Raw genomic sequence first — 20,455 nt, 5'->3', positions numbered from 1 at the left:
TCCCCCCACCCCCCCCCCCCCCCCCCCCCCCTCCTTCCCCCCCCCCCTCCCCCCCCCCCCCCCCCCCCCCCCCCCCCCCCCCCCCCCCCCCCCCCCCCGCTCCCACAGGTCATGTATTCAGGCAAAAAATAACCCCGGAAAGCCGTGAGCATCCGGGGCCAAGAGCGAGCAACATCCACTGTACACGAACGAGGGTGACCAAACCCTCCGTTGCGGCAGATGGCTTGAGTTTGCGCACTTCCCGAACACTGGATTTAGCCGTAAACGACCTGTTCTTAGCCAAAGCAGCCATGGCGCCATTCTGTTGTTGCGGGCATGTCGCCGGCGTCACAGAATCGGTCGTAAATCACAGCAGCACTCTCTTAGCGATAAAAGGGACAACAGCCATGATGCATGCGGATTTGATTGACCAGGACGATCTGGCAGGCCACCTGCGCGCGCGCGGGTTCGAGATTCCGGCCGGCGCTACTGCCGAGCAGGCGTGCGAAGCGGTGGTGCGTGGGCTGACCGAGCCCAATGCACGGGCGCTGAAGGGGATGGTGGAGCAAATGTATACCGGTAGTGCGACGATCCTGCCGGCGGTGCGCCAGGCCATCGACAAACAGCTGTTGCCGGCGTTGGCGCAGTTCAACAAGCGCGGCTGACAGAGTTTTCCTGCACCGGCCTCTTCGCGGGCTTGCCCGCTCCCACAGGGATTGCACAGAGTTCAAACACTGTGCACCTCCTGTGGGAGCGGGCAAGCCCGCGAAGAGGCCGGCTCCGTTTCAGAGCCTTACACTGGCAAAGGTCGACTCATTGCGCGCCTGGCTCAGGGCCGCCATCGGCCCGCTGTGCGGTGACAGGGTCATGGCCTGCGGGATCGGCATCATCGCCACCTGCTGCGCGGTGTTGGAGCCCACGCGCTCGTCACGCGGCGGAATGCCGAAATACTCGCGGTAGCATTTGGAGAAGTGCGGGGTAGACACGAAGCCGCACACCGACGCCACTTCGATGATCGACATCGGCGTCTGCTTCAGCAGCTGCCGGGCGCGGATCAGGCGCAGCTTCAGGTAGTAACGCGACGGCGAACAGTGCAAGTACTTCTGGAACAGGCGCTCGAGCTGCCGGCGCGATACCGACACGTATACCGCCAGTTCGTCCAGGTCGATCGGCTCTTCGAGGTTGGCCTCCATCAGCGCAACGATTTCCTGCAGCTTCGGCTGGTTGGTGCCAAGCATGTGCTTGAGCGGCACGCGCTGGTGATCCTGCTCGTTGCGGATGCGCTCGTAGACGAACATTTCGGAGATCGCCGCCGACAGTTCACGGCCGTGGTCGCGGCTGATCAGGTGCAGCATCATGTCCAGCGGCGCAGTACCGCCGGAGCTGGTGAAGCGGTTACGGTCGAGGGTGAACAGGCGGGTGCTCATGTTGACGCGCGGGAAAGCCTCTTGCATCGCAGCCAGGCACTCCCAGTGCACACTGCAATCGAAACCATCCAGCAACCCGGCACAGGCCAAGGCCCAGCTGCCGGTGCATACCGCGCCCAGGCGGCGCGACTGGCGGGCCTGGGTTTGCAACCAGGTGACATGCTCGCGGGTGACACTGCGCTGGATGCCCACGCCGCCGCAAACAATCACGGTATCGATGGGAGGCGCACTGTGCATCGCGGCGTCAGGGGTTATCTGCAAGCCATCGCTGGCCCACACCTGTCCACCATCGGCGGTGAGGGTGTGCCAGCGGTACAGCTCGCGGCCGGACAGCTGGTTGGCCATGCGCAGCGGCTCGACGGCCGACGCCAGGGAAATCAGGGTGAAATTGTCCAATAGGAGAAACCCGATGGACTGGGGGGCTGTGCGGTTCTGGGTTGGGTTCCCGGAGGTGTACGACGTCATCGCGATTTCTCCTCACACAAATGCAGGGGGTGCCTCAGGCGAGCACTGATTTCTTGTTATGTATGGCCCCGGTTCATGTGCAGGGGCCTTGGTGCCAATCTCAACGCAAACGCCGTGCCTGAAATTGAACGGCTATCCAAAAAAACCTGAAAACGACGCCTTTGTCAGGCAAATCAGGTGCTTTGATCGAGTTGGTCAATCATCGTAGAACGGGCGTGCTAGGCGGTGTGCGTGGAATGGCTGAGCAATTTGGTGACACGCGCAGTGTAGGATGCCCAGAAACGACACTCTTGAGTGTCACCGACAATGCCCGCACTGATTACGACACCCGACGATTGGTATGCGTCGTACTGCACCATAAAGGGGCATTGGCTTGCGTACTGCACCTGTTTCAATCTCAAGGGCCCCTTCGCGGGCACGCCCGCTCCCACAGGGATTGCACAGTTCCTGTGGGAGCGGGCGTGCCCGCGAAGGGGCCCTTGAGGTCAGATCAAGCTATCAGCACTCGATCGCGCTGACTGCCAAACCACCGCGCGAGGTCTCTTTGTACTTGTCGTGCATGTCGGCCCCGGTATCGCGCATGGTGCGGATCACCTGGTCGAGGGAAATGAAGTGCTCGCCATCACCCCGCAGGGCCATCTGCACTGCGTTGATGGCCTTGACCGCGGCAATCGCGTTGCGCTCGATGCACGGCACCTGCACCAACCCGCCGACCGGGTCGCAGGTCAGGCCCAGGTTGTGCTCCAGGGCGATCTCGGCAGCATTCTCCACCTGTGGCGGGGTCGCACCCAGCACTTCGGCAAGGCCCGCCGCTGCCATGGCGCAAGCCGAGCCGACTTCCCCTTGGCAACCCACTTCGGCACCAGAGATCGAGGCGTTCTTCTTGCACAGGATGCCCACCGCGGCAGCACCGAGGAAGAAGTCGACCACGCTGGACTCGTCCACCGCATCGCTGAAGCGCATGTAGTAGTGCAACACCGCCGGGATGATGCCCGCCGCACCGTTGGTCGGTGCGGTAACCATACGCCCGCCGGCAGCGTTTTCTTCATTGACCGCCAAGGCGAACAGGTTGACCCACTCCATGGCGCTCATGGTCGAGCCGATCACGTTGGGTTTGCCGATTTCCTGCAGGCTGCGGTGCAGCTTGGCGGCGCGGCGGCGCACGTTCAATCCGCCGGGCAGCGTGCCTTCGTACTTGAGGCCGTTGTTGACGCATTCCTGCATGGCTTCCCAGAGCTTGTGCAGGCCGGCGCGGATCTCTTCCTCACTGCGCCAGACCTTCTCGTTGGCCATCATCAATTGCGACACGCTGAGGTCGTTTTGCTTGCACAGGCGCAGCAGTTCGGCAGCGCTATTGAAATCGTAAGGCAGCACCGTCTGGTCAGCATCCAGCACGCCGCTGGCGGCCTGGGCGGCATCGACCACGAAGCCGCCACCGACCGAGTAGTAGGTGTCGCGGTGCAGCTCGCCCTGCTCGCCTTCGGCAATCAGGGTCATCGCGTTGGGGTGGTACGGCAGGTTCTCGTCCAGCAGCAGCATGTCTCGGGCCCAGACGAATTCGATGGGCAGGCGGCTGTCCAGCTGCAAGGTGTTGGTTTCGCGCAAGTCGGCGATACGCGGTGCGATCTGGGTCGGGTCGATGGCGTCAGGCCATTCACCCATCAGGCCCATGATGGTGGCATTGTCGGTGCCATGCCCCACACCCGTGGCCGACAGCGAGCCATACAGGCGCACTTCGATCCGCTTCACACGTTCCAGCTCGCCGCGTTCGCGCAGGCCCTGGACGAACAGGGCGCCAGCACGCATGGGGCCGACGGTGTGGGAGCTGGAGGGCCCGACACCGATCTTGAACAGGTCGAACACGCTGATGGCCATTGTCGAATCACCTCTTGCTGGGCTTGTCTCTGCGCGCCATGCGCAGGGCGGGGCAGCTGCTAGGCTGAAGCAGCGGGCCGCCTTGAATGCACGCATCATCGGGCTTTTACCAACCCCCTCGCCGTCTGCAACCGACGTACTTTTGTCCAGCAGCGCCGCGCTGTTTTTTACCGGGGAGCTGCCCTCGCCACGCCGCTTTCCGGCGGCCTGGTGACGTAAAAATGCGGCTGAGGGGGTGGAAAAATCCATAAGCGACATCGCCCATACTGGATACGACCCGTTCCGTACTGGTTACGACCCCACCAGTAGGCGATTGCCCAGCGCTGGAGGATTATCGAAAGCGACTCGTAAAGCACGGCCACGCATCCTGCCCTCTGCAGGCCTGGTCGACCGGACCCTGAGAAAGCCCGGCGACCCACGCGAACCCGAAGACAAAATCACAGGAGTCCATCCATGAAAGGTTCACCCTCGCTGTTGCTGGTTGCGTTGCTGTCCGCGCCTTTGCTGGCCCAGGCCGCCGAACCCGAGCAATGCCAGACGGTACGGTTCTCGGATGTCGGCTGGACCGACATCACGGTAACCACCGCGACCACCAGCGTTGTGCTCGAAGCACTGGGTTACAAGACCCACACCACCATGATCTCGGTACCGGTGACCTACAAGTCGCTGGCCACCGGCAAGGACCTGGACGTGTTTCTCGGCAACTGGATGCCGACCATGGAGAACGACATCAAGCAGTACCGCGACGCCGGTACTGTAGAAACAGTGCGCGCCAACCTGGAAAACGCCAAGTACACCCTGGCCGTGCCCCAGGCGCTGTATGACAAGGGCCTGAAGGATTTCAGCGACATTCCCAAGTTCAAGAAAGAACTCGACAGCAAGATCTACGGCATCGAGCCCGGCAACGATGGCAACCGCACCATCCAGAGCATGATCGACAAGAACGCCTTCGGCCTGAAGGACGCCGGCTTCAAGATCGTCCAGTCCAGCGAGGCCGGCATGCTGTCGCAGGTCGACCGCGCACAGAAACGCGGCGATGCGCTGGTGTTCCTCGGCTGGGAACCGCACCCGATGAACACCCGCTTCAAGATGCAGTACCTGACCGGCGGGGACGAGTTCTTCGGCCCCGACTTCGGCAAGGCGACCGTATTGACCAACACCCGCAAGGGTTATGTGCAGGAATGCAGCAACGTTGGCCAGCTGTTGAAGAACCTGTCGTTCGAGCTCAAGGATGAAAGCACCATGATGGGCTATGTCCTGGACGACAAGATGAAACCCGAGGCGGCTGCCAAGAAGTGGCTCAAGGACAACCCTGGCAAACTGGATGCCTGGCTGGCCGGCGTAACCACCGTGGATGGCAAACCCGGCCTTGAGGCGGCCAAGGCCAAGCTGACGCAATAACGAAATACGCAATAGCGCTACCTCGGGGCAGGACCGTGCCTGCCCCGGGTTGAGTTCAATCTATGCAGGTGGAAGCTCGCTATCATGCTTATCGATCAGAAAATACCCCTGGGCCAGTACATCGCGTCGTTCGTCGAGTGGCTGACCCAGAACGGCGCGAATTACTTCGACGCCATCGCGCAAGGCCTGGAGTTCATGATCCATGGCGTAACCAGTGCCCTGACTTTCTTCAATCCGTTCGTGCTCATCGCTCTGTTCGCCGCCCTGGCGCATTTCATCCAGCGCAAGTGGGCGCTGACCGCATTCGTCGCCCTGTCGTTCCTGCTGATCCTCAACCTGGGTTACTGGCAGGAAACCATGGAAACCCTGGCGCAGGTCACCTTCGCCACGGTGGTTTGCGTGGCCATCGGCGTGCCACTGGGCATCGTCGCCGCGCACAAACCGATGTTCTATACCGCCATGCGCCCGGTACTCGACCTGATGCAGACGGTACCTACCTTCGTCTACCTGATCCCCACCCTGACCCTGTTCGGCCTGGGTGTGGTGCCGGGGCTGATCTCGACAGTGGTGTTTGCCATCGCCGCCCCGATCCGTCTGACCTATCTGGGCATCTGCGACGTCCCGCAGGAGCTGATGGATGCCGGCAAGGCCTTTGGCTGCTCACGGCGCCAGCTGCTCACCCGTATCGAACTGCCGCACGCGATGCCAAGCATCGCCGCCGGCGTTACCCAGTGCATCATGCTGTCGCTATCGATGGTGGTGATCGCCGCCCTGGTCGGCGCTGACGGCCTGGGCAAACCTGTGGTCAACGCACTGAACACCGCCGATATTTCCCTGGGCTTCGAAGCGGGCCTGGCAATCGTGCTGCTGGCGATCATGCTCGACCGTATCTGCAAGCAACCGGACCTGCCGGTAAGGGGTGAAGCATGAGCATCATTCGTTTCGAAGACGTCGACGTCATCTTCTCCAACAAGCCGCGCGAAGCGCTGGCACTGCTCGACCAAGGCCAGACCCGCGAGCAGATTCTCAAGCAGACCGGCCTGGTGGTGGGTGTCGAGAAGGCCAACCTGGATATCCAGAAGGGCGAGATCTGCGTGCTGATGGGCCTGTCCGGCTCGGGCAAGTCGAGTTTGCTGCGCTGCATCAACGGCCTCAACACCGTCAGCCGCGGCAAGCTGTTCGTCGAGCACGAAGGCAAGCACATCGATATTGCCCACTGCACCCCGGCCGAACTGAAGATGATGCGCACCAAGCGCATTGCCATGGTGTTCCAGAAATTCGCCCTGATGCCCTGGCTGACGGTGCGCGAGAACATCAGCTTTGGCCTGGAAATGCAGGGCCGCCCCGAGAAGGAACGGCGCAAGCTGGTAGACGAGAAGCTCGAACTGGTGGGCCTGACCCAGTGGCGCAACAAGAAGCCGGACGAACTGTCTGGCGGCATGCAGCAGCGCGTGGGCCTGGCCCGGGCGCTGGCGATGGATGCCGACATCCTGCTGATGGACGAACCGTTCTCGGCACTGGACCCGCTGATCCGCCAGGGCCTGCAGGACGAGTTGCTTGGCCTGCAGGCCAAGCTGAGCAAGACCATCGTGTTCGTCAGCCACGACCTGGACGAGGCGCTGAAACTGGGTAGCCGCATCGCCATCATGAAGGACGGGCGGATCATCCAGTACAGCAAGCCGGAAGAGATCGTGCTCAACCCGGCCGACGAGTATGTGCGTACCTTTGTCGCCCATACCAACCCACTGAACGTGCTGTGCGGGCGCAGCCTGATGCGCAGCCTGGACAACTGCAAGCGGGTGAACGGTTCGGTGTGCCTGGACCCCGGCATCGACTCGTGGCTGGACCTTGGCGAAGGCGGCTCGATCAAGCGCGCACGCCAGGGGCAGAACGGGCTTGACCTGCAAAACTGGGCACCAGGGCAGGATGTGGAGCTGCTGGGCCGCCGCCCAACGTTGGTAAATGCCGATATCGGAATGCGCGAGGCGCTGCAGATTCGTTATCAGACCGGCAACAAGCTGGTGTTGCAGGATAACGACAAGGTGGTGGGGATACTTGGGGATACCGAGCTTTATCACGCATGTTTCGGAAGGAATCACGGCTGAGGCCGTTGGGGCCGCTTTGCGGCCCTTTCGCGACACAAGGCCGCTCCTACAGGGGAACGCATATCCCTGTAGGAGCGGCCTTGTGTCGCGAAAGGAGGGCAAAGCCCTCCCAACAATGGGTCAGCGAACGACGATCCCGCGCGAAGCCATGTAGGCCTTGGCTTCCGGCACCGTGTACTCACCAAAGTGGAAGATACTGGCAGCCAGCACCGCACTGGCATGCCCTTCCAGAATGCCGTCAGCCAAGTGCTGCAGGTTACCCACACCGCCCGAGGCAATCACCGGAATACCCAGCGCATCACTGATCGCACGGGTAACACCCAGGTCGAAGCCGTTCTTCATGCCGTCCTGATCCATGCTGGTCAGCAGGATCTCGCCAGCACCCAGGCCTTCCATCTTCTTCGCCCATTCAACGGCATCCAGCCCGGTCGGCTTACGCCCGCCGTGGGTGAAGATTTCCCAGCGTGGTTCTTCGCCCGGCCCGGACACCTTCTTGGCATCAATGGCGACGACGATGCACTGCGAACCGAAACGGTCCGCGGCCTCGCCGACAAACTCTGGGTTGAACACCGCGGCCGTGTTGATCGAGACCTTGTCGGCACCGGCATTGAGCAGGTTGCGGATATCCTGCACGGTGCGCACGCCACCGCCCACGGTCAGCGGGATGAACACCTGGCTGGCCATGCGCTCGACGGTATGCAGGGTAGTGTCGCGGCCGTCGACGCTGGCAGTGATGTCGAGGAAGGTGATTTCGTCGGCACCTTGCTCGTCGTAGCGACGGGCGATTTCCACCGGGTCGCCGGCATCACGGATGTTCTCGAACTTGACGCCCTTGACCACCCGGCCGTTGTCCACGTCCAGGCAAGGGATGATGCGCTTGGCCAGTGCCATGGTTCAGTCCTCAGCCTTGGTAGTTGTCGCAGAAGGCCTGGGCCTCGGCGACATCGAGGGTGCCTTCGTAGATGGCACGGCCGGTGATGGCGCCGATGATGCCCGGGGCCTTGGCGTCCAGCAGGGCCTTGATGTCGCCCAGGTTGTGGATGCCGCCCGAGGCGATCACCGGGATCGAGGTAGCTTCTGCCAGCGCCTTGGTGAACGGCACGTTGCAGCCCTGCATCATGCCGTCCTTGGCGATGTCGGTGTAGACGATCGCCGAGACGCCATCGGCCTCGAAACGCTTGGCCAGGTCGATGACCTGCACAGAGCTTACTTCCGCCCAGCCGTCGGTGGCGACGAAGCCGTCCTTGGCGTCCAGGCCAACGATGACCTTGCCCGGGAAGGCCTTGCACGCTTCGGCAACGAACTCTGGCTGCTTGACCGCCTTGGTGCCGATGATCACGTAGCTGACGCCAGCCTTGACGTAGTGCTCGATGGTTTCCAGCGAGCGGATGCCACCGCCGATCTGGATCGGCAGGGTCGGGTAGCGCTTGGCAATGGCGGTGACCACTTCACCGTTTACCGGCTGGCCTTCGAAGGCGCCGTTGAGGTCGACCAGGTGCAGGCGGCGGCAGCCACCCTCGACCCACTTGGCGGCCATGCTCACCGGGTCGTCGGAAAATACCGTGGAGTCTTCCATGCGGCCCTGGCGCAGGCGCACGCAGGCACCGTCCTTCAGATCGATAGCGGGGATAATCAGCATCTTGGGAACCTGTCTGTTCTTGGGGTTTCAGGGCTTCTCGAGCGCCCACAGATCGCTTTCGATGCTCTCGAACCGCTCCTTGAGGTGCAGCTGAACATCGGCAATCGCCCTGTTGTAGTAAAGGGGTGCAATTTCTTTGCTGAACAGTTCGAGGACTTCGGCCACTTCGAACGACCCCAGCTCCAGCTCGAAACGGTCTTCGAGGAAGCGCTTGAGCGTGTGCAGCGCTTCGCGCTCCTGCTCGGGGGCCAGGGTGATGGCCGGGGCCTTGGTCTTCGACCTGCTCATTTACCAGCGCCCGTCCCAGGCGACGAAGTTCTGCAGCAGCTGCAGGCCATGGGTATGGCTCTTCTCCGGGTGGAACTGCACGGCAAAGCGCGAGCCATCGGCCAGTGCAGCGGCGAAATCGACACCGTAATGGCCGCGACCGACTACCTGGGCCGGTTTGCCGGCATTGATGTAATAGCTGTGCACGAAGTAGAACCGCGCACGGTCGGGGATGTCGTGCCACAGCGGGTGGTCGTTGGTCTGGCCGACTTCGTTCCAGCCCATGTGCGGCACCTTCAGGTGCTCGCCGTCTTCCTGCAGGTCTTTGCCGAAGAAGCGAACCTGGCCGGGGAACAGGCCGATACAGTCGACACCGTCGTTTTCTTCGCTGTGGTCGAGCAGTGCCTGCATACCCACGCAGATGCCGAGGAACGGGCGGTCCTGGCTGACTTCACGCACCAGGCTGTCGAAGCCCAGGCGGCGGATTTCTGCCATGCAGTCGCGAATCGCGCCCACGCCCGGGAATACCACGCGGTCGGCTTCGCGGATGACCGTGGCATCACTGGTGACCAGTACCTTGCCAGCACCTACATGCTCGAGCGCCTTGGCCACCGAGTGCAAGTTGCCCATGCCATAGTCGATTACGGCTACCGTCTGCATTTACAGGCACCCTTTGGTGGAAGGCATCTGCCCGGCCATGCGCTCGTCGAGGGTAATGGCCATGCGCAGGGCGCGGCCGAAAGCCTTGAACACGGTCTCGATCTGGTGGTGGGTGTTGTGGCCACGCAGGTTGTCGATGTGCAGGGTGACCAGGGCGTGGTTGACGAAGCCCTGGAAGAACTCCTGGAACAGGTCGACATCGAAGCCACCGACGCTGGCGCGGGTGTACGGCACATGCATCTGCAGGCCCGGGCGACCGGAGAAGTCGATGACCACGCGCGACAGCGCTTCGTCCAGCGGCACATAGGCGTGGCCGTAGCGGAAGATGCCCTTCTTGTCACCGATGGCCTGGGCAAATGCCATGCCCAAGGTGATGCCGACGTCTTCGACGGTATGGTGATCGTCGATATGCGTGTCACCCTTGCACTCGATATCCAGATCGATCAGCCCATGGCGGGCAATCTGGTCCAGCATGTGTTCAAGGAAAGGCACACCGATATCGAATCGGGCCTTGCCACTGCCATCGAGGTTGATCGAGCACTTGACCTGGGTTTCCAGGGTATTGCGCTCGACGGAAGCCTTACGTTCGACCATCACCAGCTCCGCAAAATCATTAGGCGAAAAGGGCTTCATTATAGGCCTAGAACGCGCCGGCTTGAAACGCGGATGACATATGGCAAAACGAGGAATTACGCAGGCTGGATACCGTTACAGGTCTATACAACCGCATGGCTTGGGGCTGCTTTGCAGCCCATCGCCGGCAAGCCAGCTCCCACAGGGGCCTCACAATCTTCCAGGCCTGTGGCATACCTGTGGGAGCTGGCTTGCCGGAAGTCCATCCCCGGCGTGTTCCTCACCCTCTTCCGTTCTTGCGCCGTCTTTGTGGGAGCTGGCTTGCCGGCGATAGGGCCAGTACAGCCAGCAAAGTCAGCCGGTTTTACCACTGATCAATGGAACAGCACAGCCGTCTTCTGCAGGGTAATCCAAACGCCCCAGGCCAACGGCACGACCACCACAGCCCAGGCCAGCAGCACCAGCGGCAGGCTGCCCGGCGCCGCTTTCCACTCCAGCGAGCGCGCCCCATCGGCGCCCTTGTCATGGCTCAAAGCCCGCTCGGCAGCCAGTTCGGCATCGCTCATGAAGTGCTTGTCGGCCACCGGTCGTACCAGCATGTTGCAGACAAAGCCCAGCACCAGCAGGCCGGCGAGGATGTACAGGGTCATGTCATAAGCAGCCGCACGCTCCACCCCGGCCGCCAATTGGTACTCGCGCAGGTAGGTGATAAGCACCGGCCCCAGCACCCCCGCCGCCGCCCAGGCAGTCAGCAGGCGGCCATGAATTGCGCCGACCATCTGCGTGCCGAAGAGGTCGGCCAGGTAGGCCGGTACCGTGGCAAAACCACCACCGTACATCGACAGGATTATGCAGAACGCCGCCACGAACAGCGCCACGTTACCTAGGTGCCCCATGTTCGGTACCAGGCTGTACAAGCCCACGCCCAAGGCAAAGAAGGCGAAATAGGTGTTCTTGCGGCCAATGTAGTCCGAGAACGACGCCCAGAAGAACCGCCCGCCGATGTTGAACAGGCTCAGCAGGCCAGTGAAGCCGGCGGCGATCGCGGCAATCTGCGCCAACTGGGCGCTGTTCAGCTCGCTGAAGCTCAGCCCGTTGCCCAGCAGCTTGCCGGCGAACACTTCCTGCAGCAACGGCGAAGCCATGCCGAGGATGCCGATACCCGCCGACACGTTCAGGCACAGCACCAGCCAGATCAGCGCGAACTGCGGGGTCTTCCAGGCCACGCTGACGTGAACGTGGCGGTCGGTGACCATGGTGTTGCCAGCTTTCTTCACTGGGGCGCTCCAGCCTTCGGGCTTCCAGCCGGTTGGCGGTACGCGATACGCCAGGGCACCGGCGGTCATGAACACGAAGTAGATCGCCGCCATGACGACGAAGCTCTGCCACACGCCCACTTCCTGCGCATTGCCGAAATGGCCCATCAGCGCGGTGGCCAGTGGTGCACCGACCATGGCCCCGCCACCGAAGCCCATGATCGCCATGCCGGTGGCCATGCCGCGCTTGTCCGGGAACCACTTGATCAAGGTCGACACCGGCGAGATGTAGCCCAGGCCCAGGCCGATACCCCCGATTACGCCGGAACCCAGCCACATCAGCCACAGCTGATGGGTTTTCACGCCAATCGCCGAAATCAGCATGCCACCGCACCAGCACAGCGCCGACACCAGGCCGGCCTTGCGCGGGCCGGCGTGTTCCAGCCAACCACCCAGCACGGCCGCCGAGCAACCGAGGAAGACGAAGAACAGGGTGTAGATCCAGCTCAGCATGGAAATCGGCCAATCGCATTCGGCGCTGAACATACGGGCCATGAAGCCCATGTCCGCCGCGCAGGCGACCGGGGCGGTGATGCCTAGGGCTTGCGACAGCGGCAGCCAGAACACCGAGAAGCCATAGGCCATGCCGATGCACAGGTGGATGGCAAGGGCGGCCGGTGGGACCAGCCAGCGGTTGAAGCCCGGACGGGCGATGATGCGCTCCTTCGACAGGAAGCCCGGCGCACTGGCCAAGGTCCCCGCCGCGACGGTACTGCTCATGGATCAGATCCTTCTTATAGGGAGGGTGCAGGCAAAGCGGCGCAAGGGTAGCAGTATCAAGTAGCGTGAAAGCAATCTGATATCGTTAATTTTTGCTCGGCTGAAACGGTCATGTTGCCTATACCGGCCCTATCGCCGGCAAGCCAGCTCCCACAAGTGCCCCACCGACCTCGGGGACAGCGGGATCCCTGTGGGAGCTGGCTTGCCGACGATAGGGCCAGTACAGGCCACACATTCGGAACTGACAAAATCATGGCTGTCGAAAGCCGTACCATCTGCTGTACGCGTAGGAAATGCCCCGTATCTCTAGTCGAATACGCAGGGGTAACCACTGCGGCGCTATACTCTGGCGCTTGAATTTCAAAAACGGACTACAAGGACTCGCCCATGAAAGCGTTCGGCAAAATCCTGGGACTTGGGCTTCTCGGGTTGCTGCTGATCATCGTGGCGCTGGGCTTCGCCCTGACCCACCTCTTCGATCCCAACGACTACAAAGACGAGATTCGCCAGCTGGCACGTGACAAGGCTCACGTCGAGCTGACCCTCAACGGTGACATTGGCTGGAGTCTGTTCCCGTGGCTGGGCCTGGAGTTGCACGATGCGAGCATCGCCACCTTGAACAAACCCAAGGAGCCCTTCGCCGACCTGCAGATGCTCGGGCTTTCTGTACGTGTGCTGCCACTGCTGCGCCGCGAAGTGCAGATGAGCGACGTGCGCGTCGAGGGCCTGAACCTGACCCTGGCCCGTGACGAACAGGGCCATGGCAACTGGGAAGACATCGGCAAGCCGCTGCCCACGCAGAACGGCGCCAGTGCCGATGGGCAGGCCAGTGCTCCAGCCCAGGCACCGGCCGAACAGGCGTCGGCACCAGTCGCCAGCAATGAACGCGCCGTCAAGCTGGACATCGACAGCCTGACCGTGAACAACGCCCGCGTGCAATACACCGATGCCAAGACCGGGCAGAGCTACAGCGCCGAAAGCATCCAGCTGAGCACCGGCCCAGTCCACGAAGGGGCGAACATTCCACTCAAGGCCAGCGCCTTCCTCAGCGCCAGCCAGCCGAACATCAAGGCCCGCACCGAACTGGCCGGCGAGCTGCGCTTCGACCGCAAGCTCAAGCGCTACAACTTCGAAGACATGCGCCTGTCGGGCGAAACCTCGGGTGAGCCCACCGGCGGCAAGACCGTGACCTTCGCCGCCCAAGGCCAATTGCTGGTCGACCTGGCCGCCAATGTCGCCTCGTGGAACGGCCTGAAAGTCTCGGCCAACCAGCTGCGCGCCCTGGGCGAGCTGAACCTGCGAGACCTGGACAAGGCACCGCAGCTGAGCGGCGGCCTGTCCATCGCCCAGTTCGACCTGCGCACCTTCCTCGACAGCATCGGCCGCCCGCTGCCGGCCACCAACGACCCGGCGGCCTTCGCCAAGCTGGAAATGGTCACCCGCCTGCAGGGCACGCCGAACAGCCTGGCCCTGGAAGACCTGGCGGTGAAGCTGGACGACAGCACCTTCACTGGCCGCGTGGCCGTCGAAGACTTCGCCAAACAGGCCCTGCGCCTGCAGCTCAAGGGCGACACCTTCAACGCCGACCGCTACCTGCCGGCCAAGAGTGAAGAGGCCAAGGGCGCCACCGCCGCGCGTCAGGCCGAGGTCAAGCAACAGGAAGCCACCGCGGTCGCCGGCCCTGGCACCACGCCACTCCCCAACGCCCCGACCCAGGTCGCCTGGAGCGACGACAAGCTGCTGCCGGTCGACCGCCTGCGCGCCCTCGACCTGCAAGCCGACCTGGCCTTCGGTTCGCTGACCCTGGACAAACTGCCGATCGAAGACGCCCAGCTCAAGGCGATCGGCCAGGGCGGCCTGCTGACCCTGCAAACCCTGCGCGGTGAACTGTACAACGGCACCTTCGAGGCCAAGGGCACAGTCGATGTGCGCCCTGCCGTGCCGCAACTGGGCGTCAACACCAGCATCCAACGGGTGCCGGTGGAACACTTCATCAAGACCGAGGGCAAGGAACAGACGCCACCGGTCAAAGGCCTGCTGACCCTGACCAGCGACCTGACCGCCACCGGCAACAGCCAGAAGGCCCTGGTCGATACCCTCAACGGCAACGCCAACTTCGTCATCAACGATGGCGTGCTGGTCAATGCCAACCTGGAACAGCAGCTGTGCAAGGCCATCGCCACGCTGAACCGCAAATCGCTCACCGGCGAGCCTCGCGGCAAGGACACCCCGTTCCAGGAACTGCGTGGCAGCCTGGTAGTACGCAATGGCGTTGCCAACAACCCGGACCTCAAGGCGCGCATTCCGGGCCTGACCGTCAATGGCCATGGTGACCTCGACCTGCGCGTACTGGGCATGGACTACAACGTTGGCGTGGTCGTCGAAGGCGACCAGCGCGCCATGCCGGACCCGGCCTGCCAGGTCAACGAGCGCTATGTGGGTGTCGAAATACCGCTGCGTTGCCGCGGCCCGCTGGAGCTGGGCGCCAAAGCCTGCCGCCTGGACCAGGACGGCCTGGGCAAGGTTGCCGCCAAGGTGGCCGGCAACCGTCTGCAAGACAAGATCGATGAAAAACTCGGAGACAAAGTGAGCCCGGAATTGAAAGACGCGCTCAAGGGGCTGTTCAAGCGATGAGCCCCGAGCAGTTCTCCAGCGCAGTGCTGGATTGGTATGACGAACACGGTCGGCACGACCTGCCCTGGCAACAGGGCATCAACCCGTACCGGGTGTGGGTGTCGGAAATCATGTTGCAGCAGACCCAGGTCAGCACCGTGCTCAACTACTTCGACCGCTTCATGCAGGCCCTGCCGACCGTGCAGGCCCTGGCCGAGGCGCCGGAGGACGAGGTACTGCACCTGTGGACAGGCCTGGGTTACTACACCCGGGCACGCAACCTGCAAAAGGCCGCGAAGATCGTGGTCGAACAGCATGGCGGCGAATTCCCGCGCAGTGTCGAGCAGCTCACCGAACTGCCCGGCATCGGCCGCTCCACCGCCGGCGCCATCGCCAGTATCAGCATGGGCATCCGCGCACCGATCCTCGACGGCAACGTCAAGCGCGTGCTCGCCCGCTACACCGCCCAGGCCGGCTACCCCGGCGAGCCCAAGGTGGCCAACCAGCTGTGGGCCACGGCCGAACGCTTTACCCCACAGCAGCGCGCCAACCACTACACCCAGGCGATGATGGACATGGGTGCCACGCTGTGCACCCGCAGCAAGCCCAGCTGCCTGATCTGCCCGCTGCAGCGCGGCTGCGAAGCGCACCTGCACGGTGAAGAAACCCGCTACCCCGAGCCCAAGCCGCGCAAGGCACTGCCGCAACGCCGCACGCTGATGCCGCTGCTGGCCAACCACGAAGGCGCCATCCTGCTTTACCGTCGCCCGTCCAGCGGCCTGTGGGGTGGTTTGTGGAGCCTGCCGGAACTGGACGACATTGCCCAGCTCGACGACTTGGCCTACCAGCACGGCCTGCGCCTGGCTGACAGCCGCGCCATGGACGGCCTGACCCATACCTTCAGCCACTTCCAGCTGGCGATCGAGCCCTGGCTGGTGCGCGTCGACCCGGTCGGCCAGCACGTGGCCGAGGCCGACTGGCTCTGGTATAACCTCGCCACCCCGCCGCGCCTGGGCCTCGCCGCCCCGGTGAAAAAGCTGCTCAAACGCGCGGCCGACGAACTGATTGCAGGAGACGCCCGATGACCCGCACCGTGATGTGCCGCAAGTACAAAGAAGAACTGCCAGGCCTGGAGCGCCCGCCCTACCCCGGCGCCAAGGGCCAGGACATCTTCGAACACATCTCGCAGAAAGCCTGGGCCGACTGGCAGAAGCACCAGACCATGCTGATCAACGAAAAGCGCCTGAACATGATGAACGCCGAGGACCGCAAATTCCTCCAGGGCGAGATGGACAAGTTTTTCGCCGGCGAAGAATACGCCCAGGCGGAAGGCTACGTTCCACCCTCGGAATGACCCCACGGAACGTAAGCGACGGAATTAATTTAAAATTTTTTCAAAAAGTCGTTGACGAGCGGTCTGAAAGTCTATTTAATTCACCTCGTCGCCCAGATAGCTCAGTCGGTAGAGCAGAGGATTGAAAATCCTCGTGTCGGCGGTTCGACTCCGTCTCTGGGCACCACCTTCAAGCTTCTGGTGGTTGCAAAGTTACCCGAAGCGACAACAAGAAACCCGCCTAGTGCGGGTTTTTTGTTGTCTGTGAATTTTCATAATCCAACAGCTTCAATCCTCAAATCCCCTCATGTCTCATTGATAGACATCAAATAGCTATCACTCGCTCACCTTCACAATCGAAGACGGACATCCGACTCGACCCGCAAGGACCTCCATGAGCGAAGAATCCCCCCTCCTGCTCCCCGCCCCCAGCGAGCCCGCCATCACCCCAGCCCGCACGCGCCGCCCACGCCAGCGCAAGCCGGAGCCGACGATCACCAGCATCAGCCAGCAACCTGCTGCACTGGAAGTCGCCACCGCCCCCAAGGGCAGCAACGAAGACAGCACCTCGGCCCGCTTGCCCACCAGCTACCCGTACCGCACCCGCATGCGTCGCCAGGACTACGAGAAGGCCAAGCATGCGCTGCAGATCGAGTTGCTGAAGGTACAGAGCTGGGTGAAGGAAACCGGCCAGCGCGTGGTGATCCTGTTCGAAGGGCGCGATGCCGCAGGCAAGGGCGGCACCATCAAGCGGTTCATGGAGCACCTCAACCCACGCGGCGCGCGCATCGTGGCCCTGGAGAAGCCTTCCGAGCAGGAAAAAGGCCAGTGGTACTTCCAGCGCTACATCCAACATCTGCCCACGGCAGGTGAAATGGTGTTCTTCGACCGCTCCTGGTACAACCGCGCCGGTGTCGAGAAGGTGATGGATTTCTGCTCGCCACTGCAGTACCTGGAGTTCATGCGCCAGGCGCCGGAGTTGGAGCGCATGCTGTGCAACAGCGGCATCCTGTTGTTCAAGTTCTGGTTCTCGGTGAACCGCGAAGAGCAGCTGCGCCGCTTCATCTCGCGCCGGGACGACCCGCTCAAACACTGGAAGCTGTCCCCCATCGACATCAAGTCGCTGGACAAGTGGGAGGACTACACCGCAGCCAAGGAGGCGATGTTCTTCCATACCGACACGGCCGATGCACCTTGGACGGTGATCAAGTCCGATGACAAGAAGCGTGCGCGGATCAATTGCATCCGGCACTTCCTGCATTCGCTGGACTACCCGGGCAAGGACCGCAGCGTGGCGCATGCGCCGGATGCGCTACTGGTCGGGCGAGCGTCCCGCGGCTTCGAGGAAGATGAGGCAGAGCCGCAGGCCAGTTGAATCGGCGTGCCTGCTGCGCTTCAATACGCGCAAATTCCGCCCCACCAAGGATTCACCATGGCCACCCCAACCAAGCAACAGAAACGCGCCAAGCGCGCCGCCAGCAAGGCCAAGCAGAACCGCATGGTACGCAGCGGCCAGGCGGTCAAGGCCAGTGCCGGTGACAGCGCCAGCATCGAGCAGGTGTACAACAAGGCCATGGAGTCGGGCAGCTACGACCCGCTGTTCAAGAAGATGAAGGAAGCCCAGGAAGGCGGCCTGGTACCGATGATTTCGGTGTTCCTGGTAGACCCGCTGCTGGCCCTTGTGCTCAAGGGACACAAGGAAGAACACGCCACCGATTACATCGTGCTGGTGTTCAATGCCTACCGCAAATGGCTGGATGGGGCCGACGAAGAAGCCACCATGGCCTGGCTGGAGAGCGATGAGTTCCAGGCCGCCTACGTGGCGGCTTCGGAGCTGGTTGCCAAGCAGCAACAGCAGCAGAAGCAATTTGGCTGACAGGGCTGTGTAGCCTGCCCGGGCCCTATCGCCGGCAAGCCGGCTCCCACAGGTACACCCCAGGCTTAAAGGCAATGCCGTCCCTGTGGGAGCGGGCAAGCCCGCGAAAGAGCCGGAACAGGCAACAAAAAAGGCCGCGCCCTTCACAGGACGCGGCCTTTTCATTTCAGCCAGCGCGGATCAGTTATCCAGCGCCACCCTCCCGGCAGCTTCACGCTTGCGGTGCACCAGCAAGCCAGCCGCCACCACACCGATGCTCAGCAGTGCGGTCGCGATGATTTCGGCACGGTGGTCCTCACGCAGCGCCATTACCACCAGAATGGCAATGATGAAGGCAATGGTCGCCCAGGTCAGGCCCGGGAACAGCCACATCTTGAAGGTGATCTTCTCGCCGCGGGCCTCACGCTGGGCGCGCATGCGCAGCTGCGACACGGCAATCACCAGGTACACCAGCAGCGCAATGGCACCAGAGCTGGCCAGCAGGAACTCGAACACCTGGGCCGGGGCCACGAAGTTGGCGAACACACAGAGGAACGCCGCTGCAGTGGACAGCAGAACCGCCACATGCGGGGTAGCCGACTTGGTGGTGCGCTGGGCAATGGCCGGGGCGTCACCACGCTTGCTCAGCGAGAACAGCATGCGCGACGAGGTGTACAGCGCCGAGTTCAGGCAGCTGGTCACGGCGATCAGCACGACGATGTCGACGATCAGCTTGGCATTCGGCACGCCGATGCGGCTCAGCACAGTCTGGTAGGAACCGGTCTCGGCCAGGGCCGGGTCGTTCCACGGTACCAGGGCTACGACCAGGAAGATCGACACCAGGTAGAACAGGCAGATACGCCAGATCACCGAGTTGGTGGCGCGGCTGATCTGCTTGCCCGGGTCCTTCGACTCGGCAGCGGCGATGGTAACGATTTCGGTACCCATGAACGAGAACATGGTGGTCAGCATGGCTGCCAGCACCGCGCCCAGGCCGTTAGGCATGAAGCCCTGGGTGTCGAACAGGTGGCTGGCACCGCTTACCTGGCTGCTCGGCACAAAGCCGAACAAGGCAGCACAACCCACAGAGATGAAGCCGATGATCGCCAGCACCTTCAGCAGAGCGAACCAGAACTCGAACTCGCCGTAGTTCTTCACGCTGCACAGGTTGGTCAGGGTCAGCGCCAAGGTGATGACCAGGGAGAACGCCCACAGGTCGACCGCAGGGAACCAGGCATGCAGGATGGCTGCGGCGGCGTTGGCCTCCAGCGGAATTACCAGTACCCAGAACCACCAGTACAGCCAGCCAATGGTGAAACCGGCCCAGCGTCCGATGGCGCGGTCGGCATAGGTAGAGAACGAACCGGTGTCAGGCGAGGCGACCGCCATTTCACCCAACATGCGCATGACCAGCACGACCAGCGTGCCGGCGGCAGCGTAAGCCAGCAGCACGGCTGGGCCGGCAGCAGCGATGGCGTGGCCGGAGCCAACGAAAAGGCCGGCACCGATGACGCCAGCGATGGACAGCATGGTCACATGCCGTTGTTTGAGCCCCTGAGCGAGGTCATTGGAATTGTTACCGCTCATTGAAACTACCTTTGTAAGGAGTGGACCACTCCGACTGCGGTTACGGAGCGCGCCTGGGGTTGACCTGGGCGTCGCTGCAATCGGCGGTTTCCTACTGGCAATAAGCGCGCCATGTGCTGAATACATTCGTCAGAAAAGTCGGTAGCCCTTTTAGCATGCGGTTTGGAGGGCTTTCGGCCAACGGCTGACCGAAAGGCCACCAAATCATCGGATTACTGAAATACCCACTTACAAACGCACCAAAGGTGCTCCCAGGTAACACCTTGTGCACCGCTGCAATGCAAAAAGTGCAACCTAGAGGTACAACCCAAAGACCTGGCCGCCCCCATTCACGGGCATGCCCGCCCCCACAGGTCAGGTGCAACCATTTGAGCCTTTTAAAGAACCTGTGGGAGCGGGCGGGCCCGCGAAAGGTCTAAAACCGCTTCCATGAGCGGGCCAAAGCTGGCACCATCGCGCCTTTTTTCATCAAGGCTCTGGTGCTGGGCGACACCTTCGCGGACATCCGCGCGACGTTGCGCTGCAACGATGCGACAAACTGCCCCACCAGCGCCCCAAGTCCCCAGCGACCCTGTTGGCCGTGATAATGCCGCTATGCTAGCGTGGCGCACGCCAGGAAGGCCGCCAACAGCTGGGAACG

Annotated in this window: 18 protein-coding genes and 1 tRNA gene; 10 read left to right on the top strand and 9 right to left on the bottom strand. The window is 62.5% G+C overall.

Features of this window, described 5'->3' with window-relative positions:
• Positions 1–386: 386 nt before the first annotated feature.
• Positions 387–644, top strand: coding sequence for a hypothetical protein (locus tag ACLCGK_RS19430; protein ID WP_003257487.1), 258 nt, complete (start codon positions 387–389; stop codon positions 642–644).
• Positions 645–764: 120 nt separating this feature from the next.
• Here the strand turns inward: ACLCGK_RS19430 and ACLCGK_RS19425 are convergent, their stop codons facing one another.
• Both ACLCGK_RS19425 and ACLCGK_RS19420 read right to left on the bottom strand, forming a co-directional pair.
• Entirely contained in the window at positions 765–1,871 is a 1,107-nt protein-coding gene (locus ACLCGK_RS19425) for a GlxA family transcriptional regulator (protein WP_015268639.1), read from the bottom strand.
• Positions 1,872–2,369: 498 nt separating this feature from the next.
• The gene (locus ACLCGK_RS19420) at positions 2,370–3,746 is read right to left on the bottom strand and encodes an L-serine ammonia-lyase (protein WP_025337375.1); all 1,377 of its coding nucleotides are present in this window, start codon (positions 3,744–3,746) and stop codon (positions 2,370–2,372) included.
• Positions 3,747–4,199: 453 nt separating this feature from the next.
• Between ACLCGK_RS19420 and choX the strand changes: the two genes are divergently transcribed.
• The 3 genes from choX (at position 4,200) to choV (ending at position 7,252) form a co-directional block, all read left to right on the top strand.
• Entirely contained in the window at positions 4,200–5,147 is a 948-nt protein-coding gene (gene choX, locus ACLCGK_RS19415) for a choline ABC transporter substrate-binding protein (protein WP_085591296.1), read from the top strand.
• Between the two features lie 81 nt (positions 5,148–5,228).
• Complete coding sequence (gene choW, locus ACLCGK_RS19410; protein ID WP_169774667.1) at positions 5,229–6,077, top strand: choline ABC transporter permease subunit; 849 nt, start codon at positions 5,229–5,231, stop codon at positions 6,075–6,077.
• Entirely contained in the window at positions 6,074–7,252 is a 1,179-nt protein-coding gene (choV, locus tag ACLCGK_RS19405; RefSeq protein ID WP_410952706.1) for a choline ABC transporter ATP-binding protein, read from the top strand. The genes choW and choV overlap by 4 nt, the downstream gene beginning before the upstream one ends.
• Before the next feature lie 120 nt (positions 7,253–7,372).
• On the opposite strand, the gene hisF is transcribed toward choV, so the two are convergent.
• The 6 genes from hisF to ACLCGK_RS19375 all read right to left on the bottom strand — a co-directional run bounded on the left by hisF (position 7,373) and on the right by ACLCGK_RS19375 (position 12,427).
• On the bottom strand, positions 7,373–8,143 hold the full coding sequence (gene hisF, locus ACLCGK_RS19400) for an imidazole glycerol phosphate synthase subunit HisF (protein WP_013970495.1): 771 nt from the start codon (positions 8,141–8,143) through the stop codon (positions 7,373–7,375).
• A 10-nt stretch (positions 8,144–8,153) separates the two neighbouring features.
• On the bottom strand, positions 8,154–8,891 hold the full coding sequence (hisA, locus tag ACLCGK_RS19395) for a 1-(5-phosphoribosyl)-5-[(5-phosphoribosylamino)methylideneamino]imidazole-4-carboxamide isomerase (protein ID WP_003257484.1): 738 nt from the start codon (positions 8,889–8,891) through the stop codon (positions 8,154–8,156).
• A 27-nt stretch (positions 8,892–8,918) separates the two neighbouring features.
• Entirely contained in the window at positions 8,919–9,179 is a 261-nt protein-coding gene (locus tag ACLCGK_RS19390; protein ID WP_410952705.1) for a DUF2164 domain-containing protein, read from the bottom strand.
• On the bottom strand, positions 9,180–9,818 hold the full coding sequence (gene hisH / locus ACLCGK_RS19385; RefSeq protein ID WP_013970493.1) for an imidazole glycerol phosphate synthase subunit HisH: 639 nt from the start codon (positions 9,816–9,818) through the stop codon (positions 9,180–9,182).
• Positions 9,819–10,412, bottom strand: a complete 594-nt coding sequence (gene hisB / locus ACLCGK_RS19380) for an imidazoleglycerol-phosphate dehydratase HisB (RefSeq protein WP_003255736.1) — start codon at positions 10,410–10,412, stop codon at positions 9,819–9,821. It abuts the gene before it with no gap.
• Positions 10,413–10,765: 353 nt separating this feature from the next.
• Positions 10,766–12,427 carry an OFA family MFS transporter gene (locus ACLCGK_RS19375; RefSeq protein WP_015268635.1) on the bottom strand — a complete coding sequence of 554 codons (1,662 nt, stop codon included), beginning with the start codon at positions 12,425–12,427 and terminating at the stop codon, positions 10,766–10,768.
• Between the two features lie 387 nt (positions 12,428–12,814).
• Here ACLCGK_RS19375 and ACLCGK_RS19370 point away from each other — a divergent pair, with 387 nt between their 5' ends.
• From ACLCGK_RS19370 to ACLCGK_RS19345, 6 genes are all read left to right on the top strand, one after another.
• A complete protein-coding gene (locus ACLCGK_RS19370) occupies positions 12,815–15,061 on the top strand; it encodes an AsmA family protein (RefSeq protein ID WP_410952704.1) in 2,247 nt (748 codons plus the stop codon).
• The gene (mutY, locus tag ACLCGK_RS19365) at positions 15,058–16,125 is read left to right on the top strand and encodes an A/G-specific adenine glycosylase (protein WP_013970490.1); all 1,068 of its coding nucleotides are present in this window, start codon (positions 15,058–15,060) and stop codon (positions 16,123–16,125) included. The genes ACLCGK_RS19370 and mutY overlap by 4 nt, the downstream gene beginning before the upstream one ends.
• Positions 16,122–16,394, top strand: a complete 273-nt coding sequence (locus ACLCGK_RS19360; protein ID WP_003257478.1) for an oxidative damage protection protein — start codon at positions 16,122–16,124, stop codon at positions 16,392–16,394. Before mutY ends, ACLCGK_RS19360 begins: the two co-directional genes overlap by 4 nt.
• Positions 16,395–16,484: 90 nt before the next feature.
• Positions 16,485–16,560, top strand: a tRNA-Phe gene (locus ACLCGK_RS19355).
• 207 nt (positions 16,561–16,767) lie between these two features.
• Positions 16,768–17,748 (top strand): polyphosphate kinase 2, encoded by a 981-nt coding sequence (gene ppk2 / locus ACLCGK_RS19350; protein WP_410952703.1) that lies wholly within the window; start codon positions 16,768–16,770, stop codon positions 17,746–17,748.
• A 57-nt stretch (positions 17,749–17,805) separates the two neighbouring features.
• Complete coding sequence (locus tag ACLCGK_RS19345) at positions 17,806–18,249, top strand: hypothetical protein (RefSeq protein WP_013970488.1); 444 nt, start codon at positions 17,806–17,808, stop codon at positions 18,247–18,249.
• 180 nt (positions 18,250–18,429) lie between these two features.
• Here the strand turns inward: ACLCGK_RS19345 and gabP are convergent, their stop codons facing one another.
• Complete coding sequence (gabP, locus tag ACLCGK_RS19340; RefSeq protein ID WP_410952702.1) at positions 18,430–19,815, bottom strand: GABA permease; 1,386 nt, start codon at positions 19,813–19,815, stop codon at positions 18,430–18,432.
• Between the last annotated feature and the right edge of the window lie 640 nt (positions 19,816–20,455).

The sequence above is a fragment of the Pseudomonas sp. S1(2024) genome, assembly GCF_046557535.1.
This window is presented reverse-complemented; position numbering and strand designations above follow the sequence as displayed.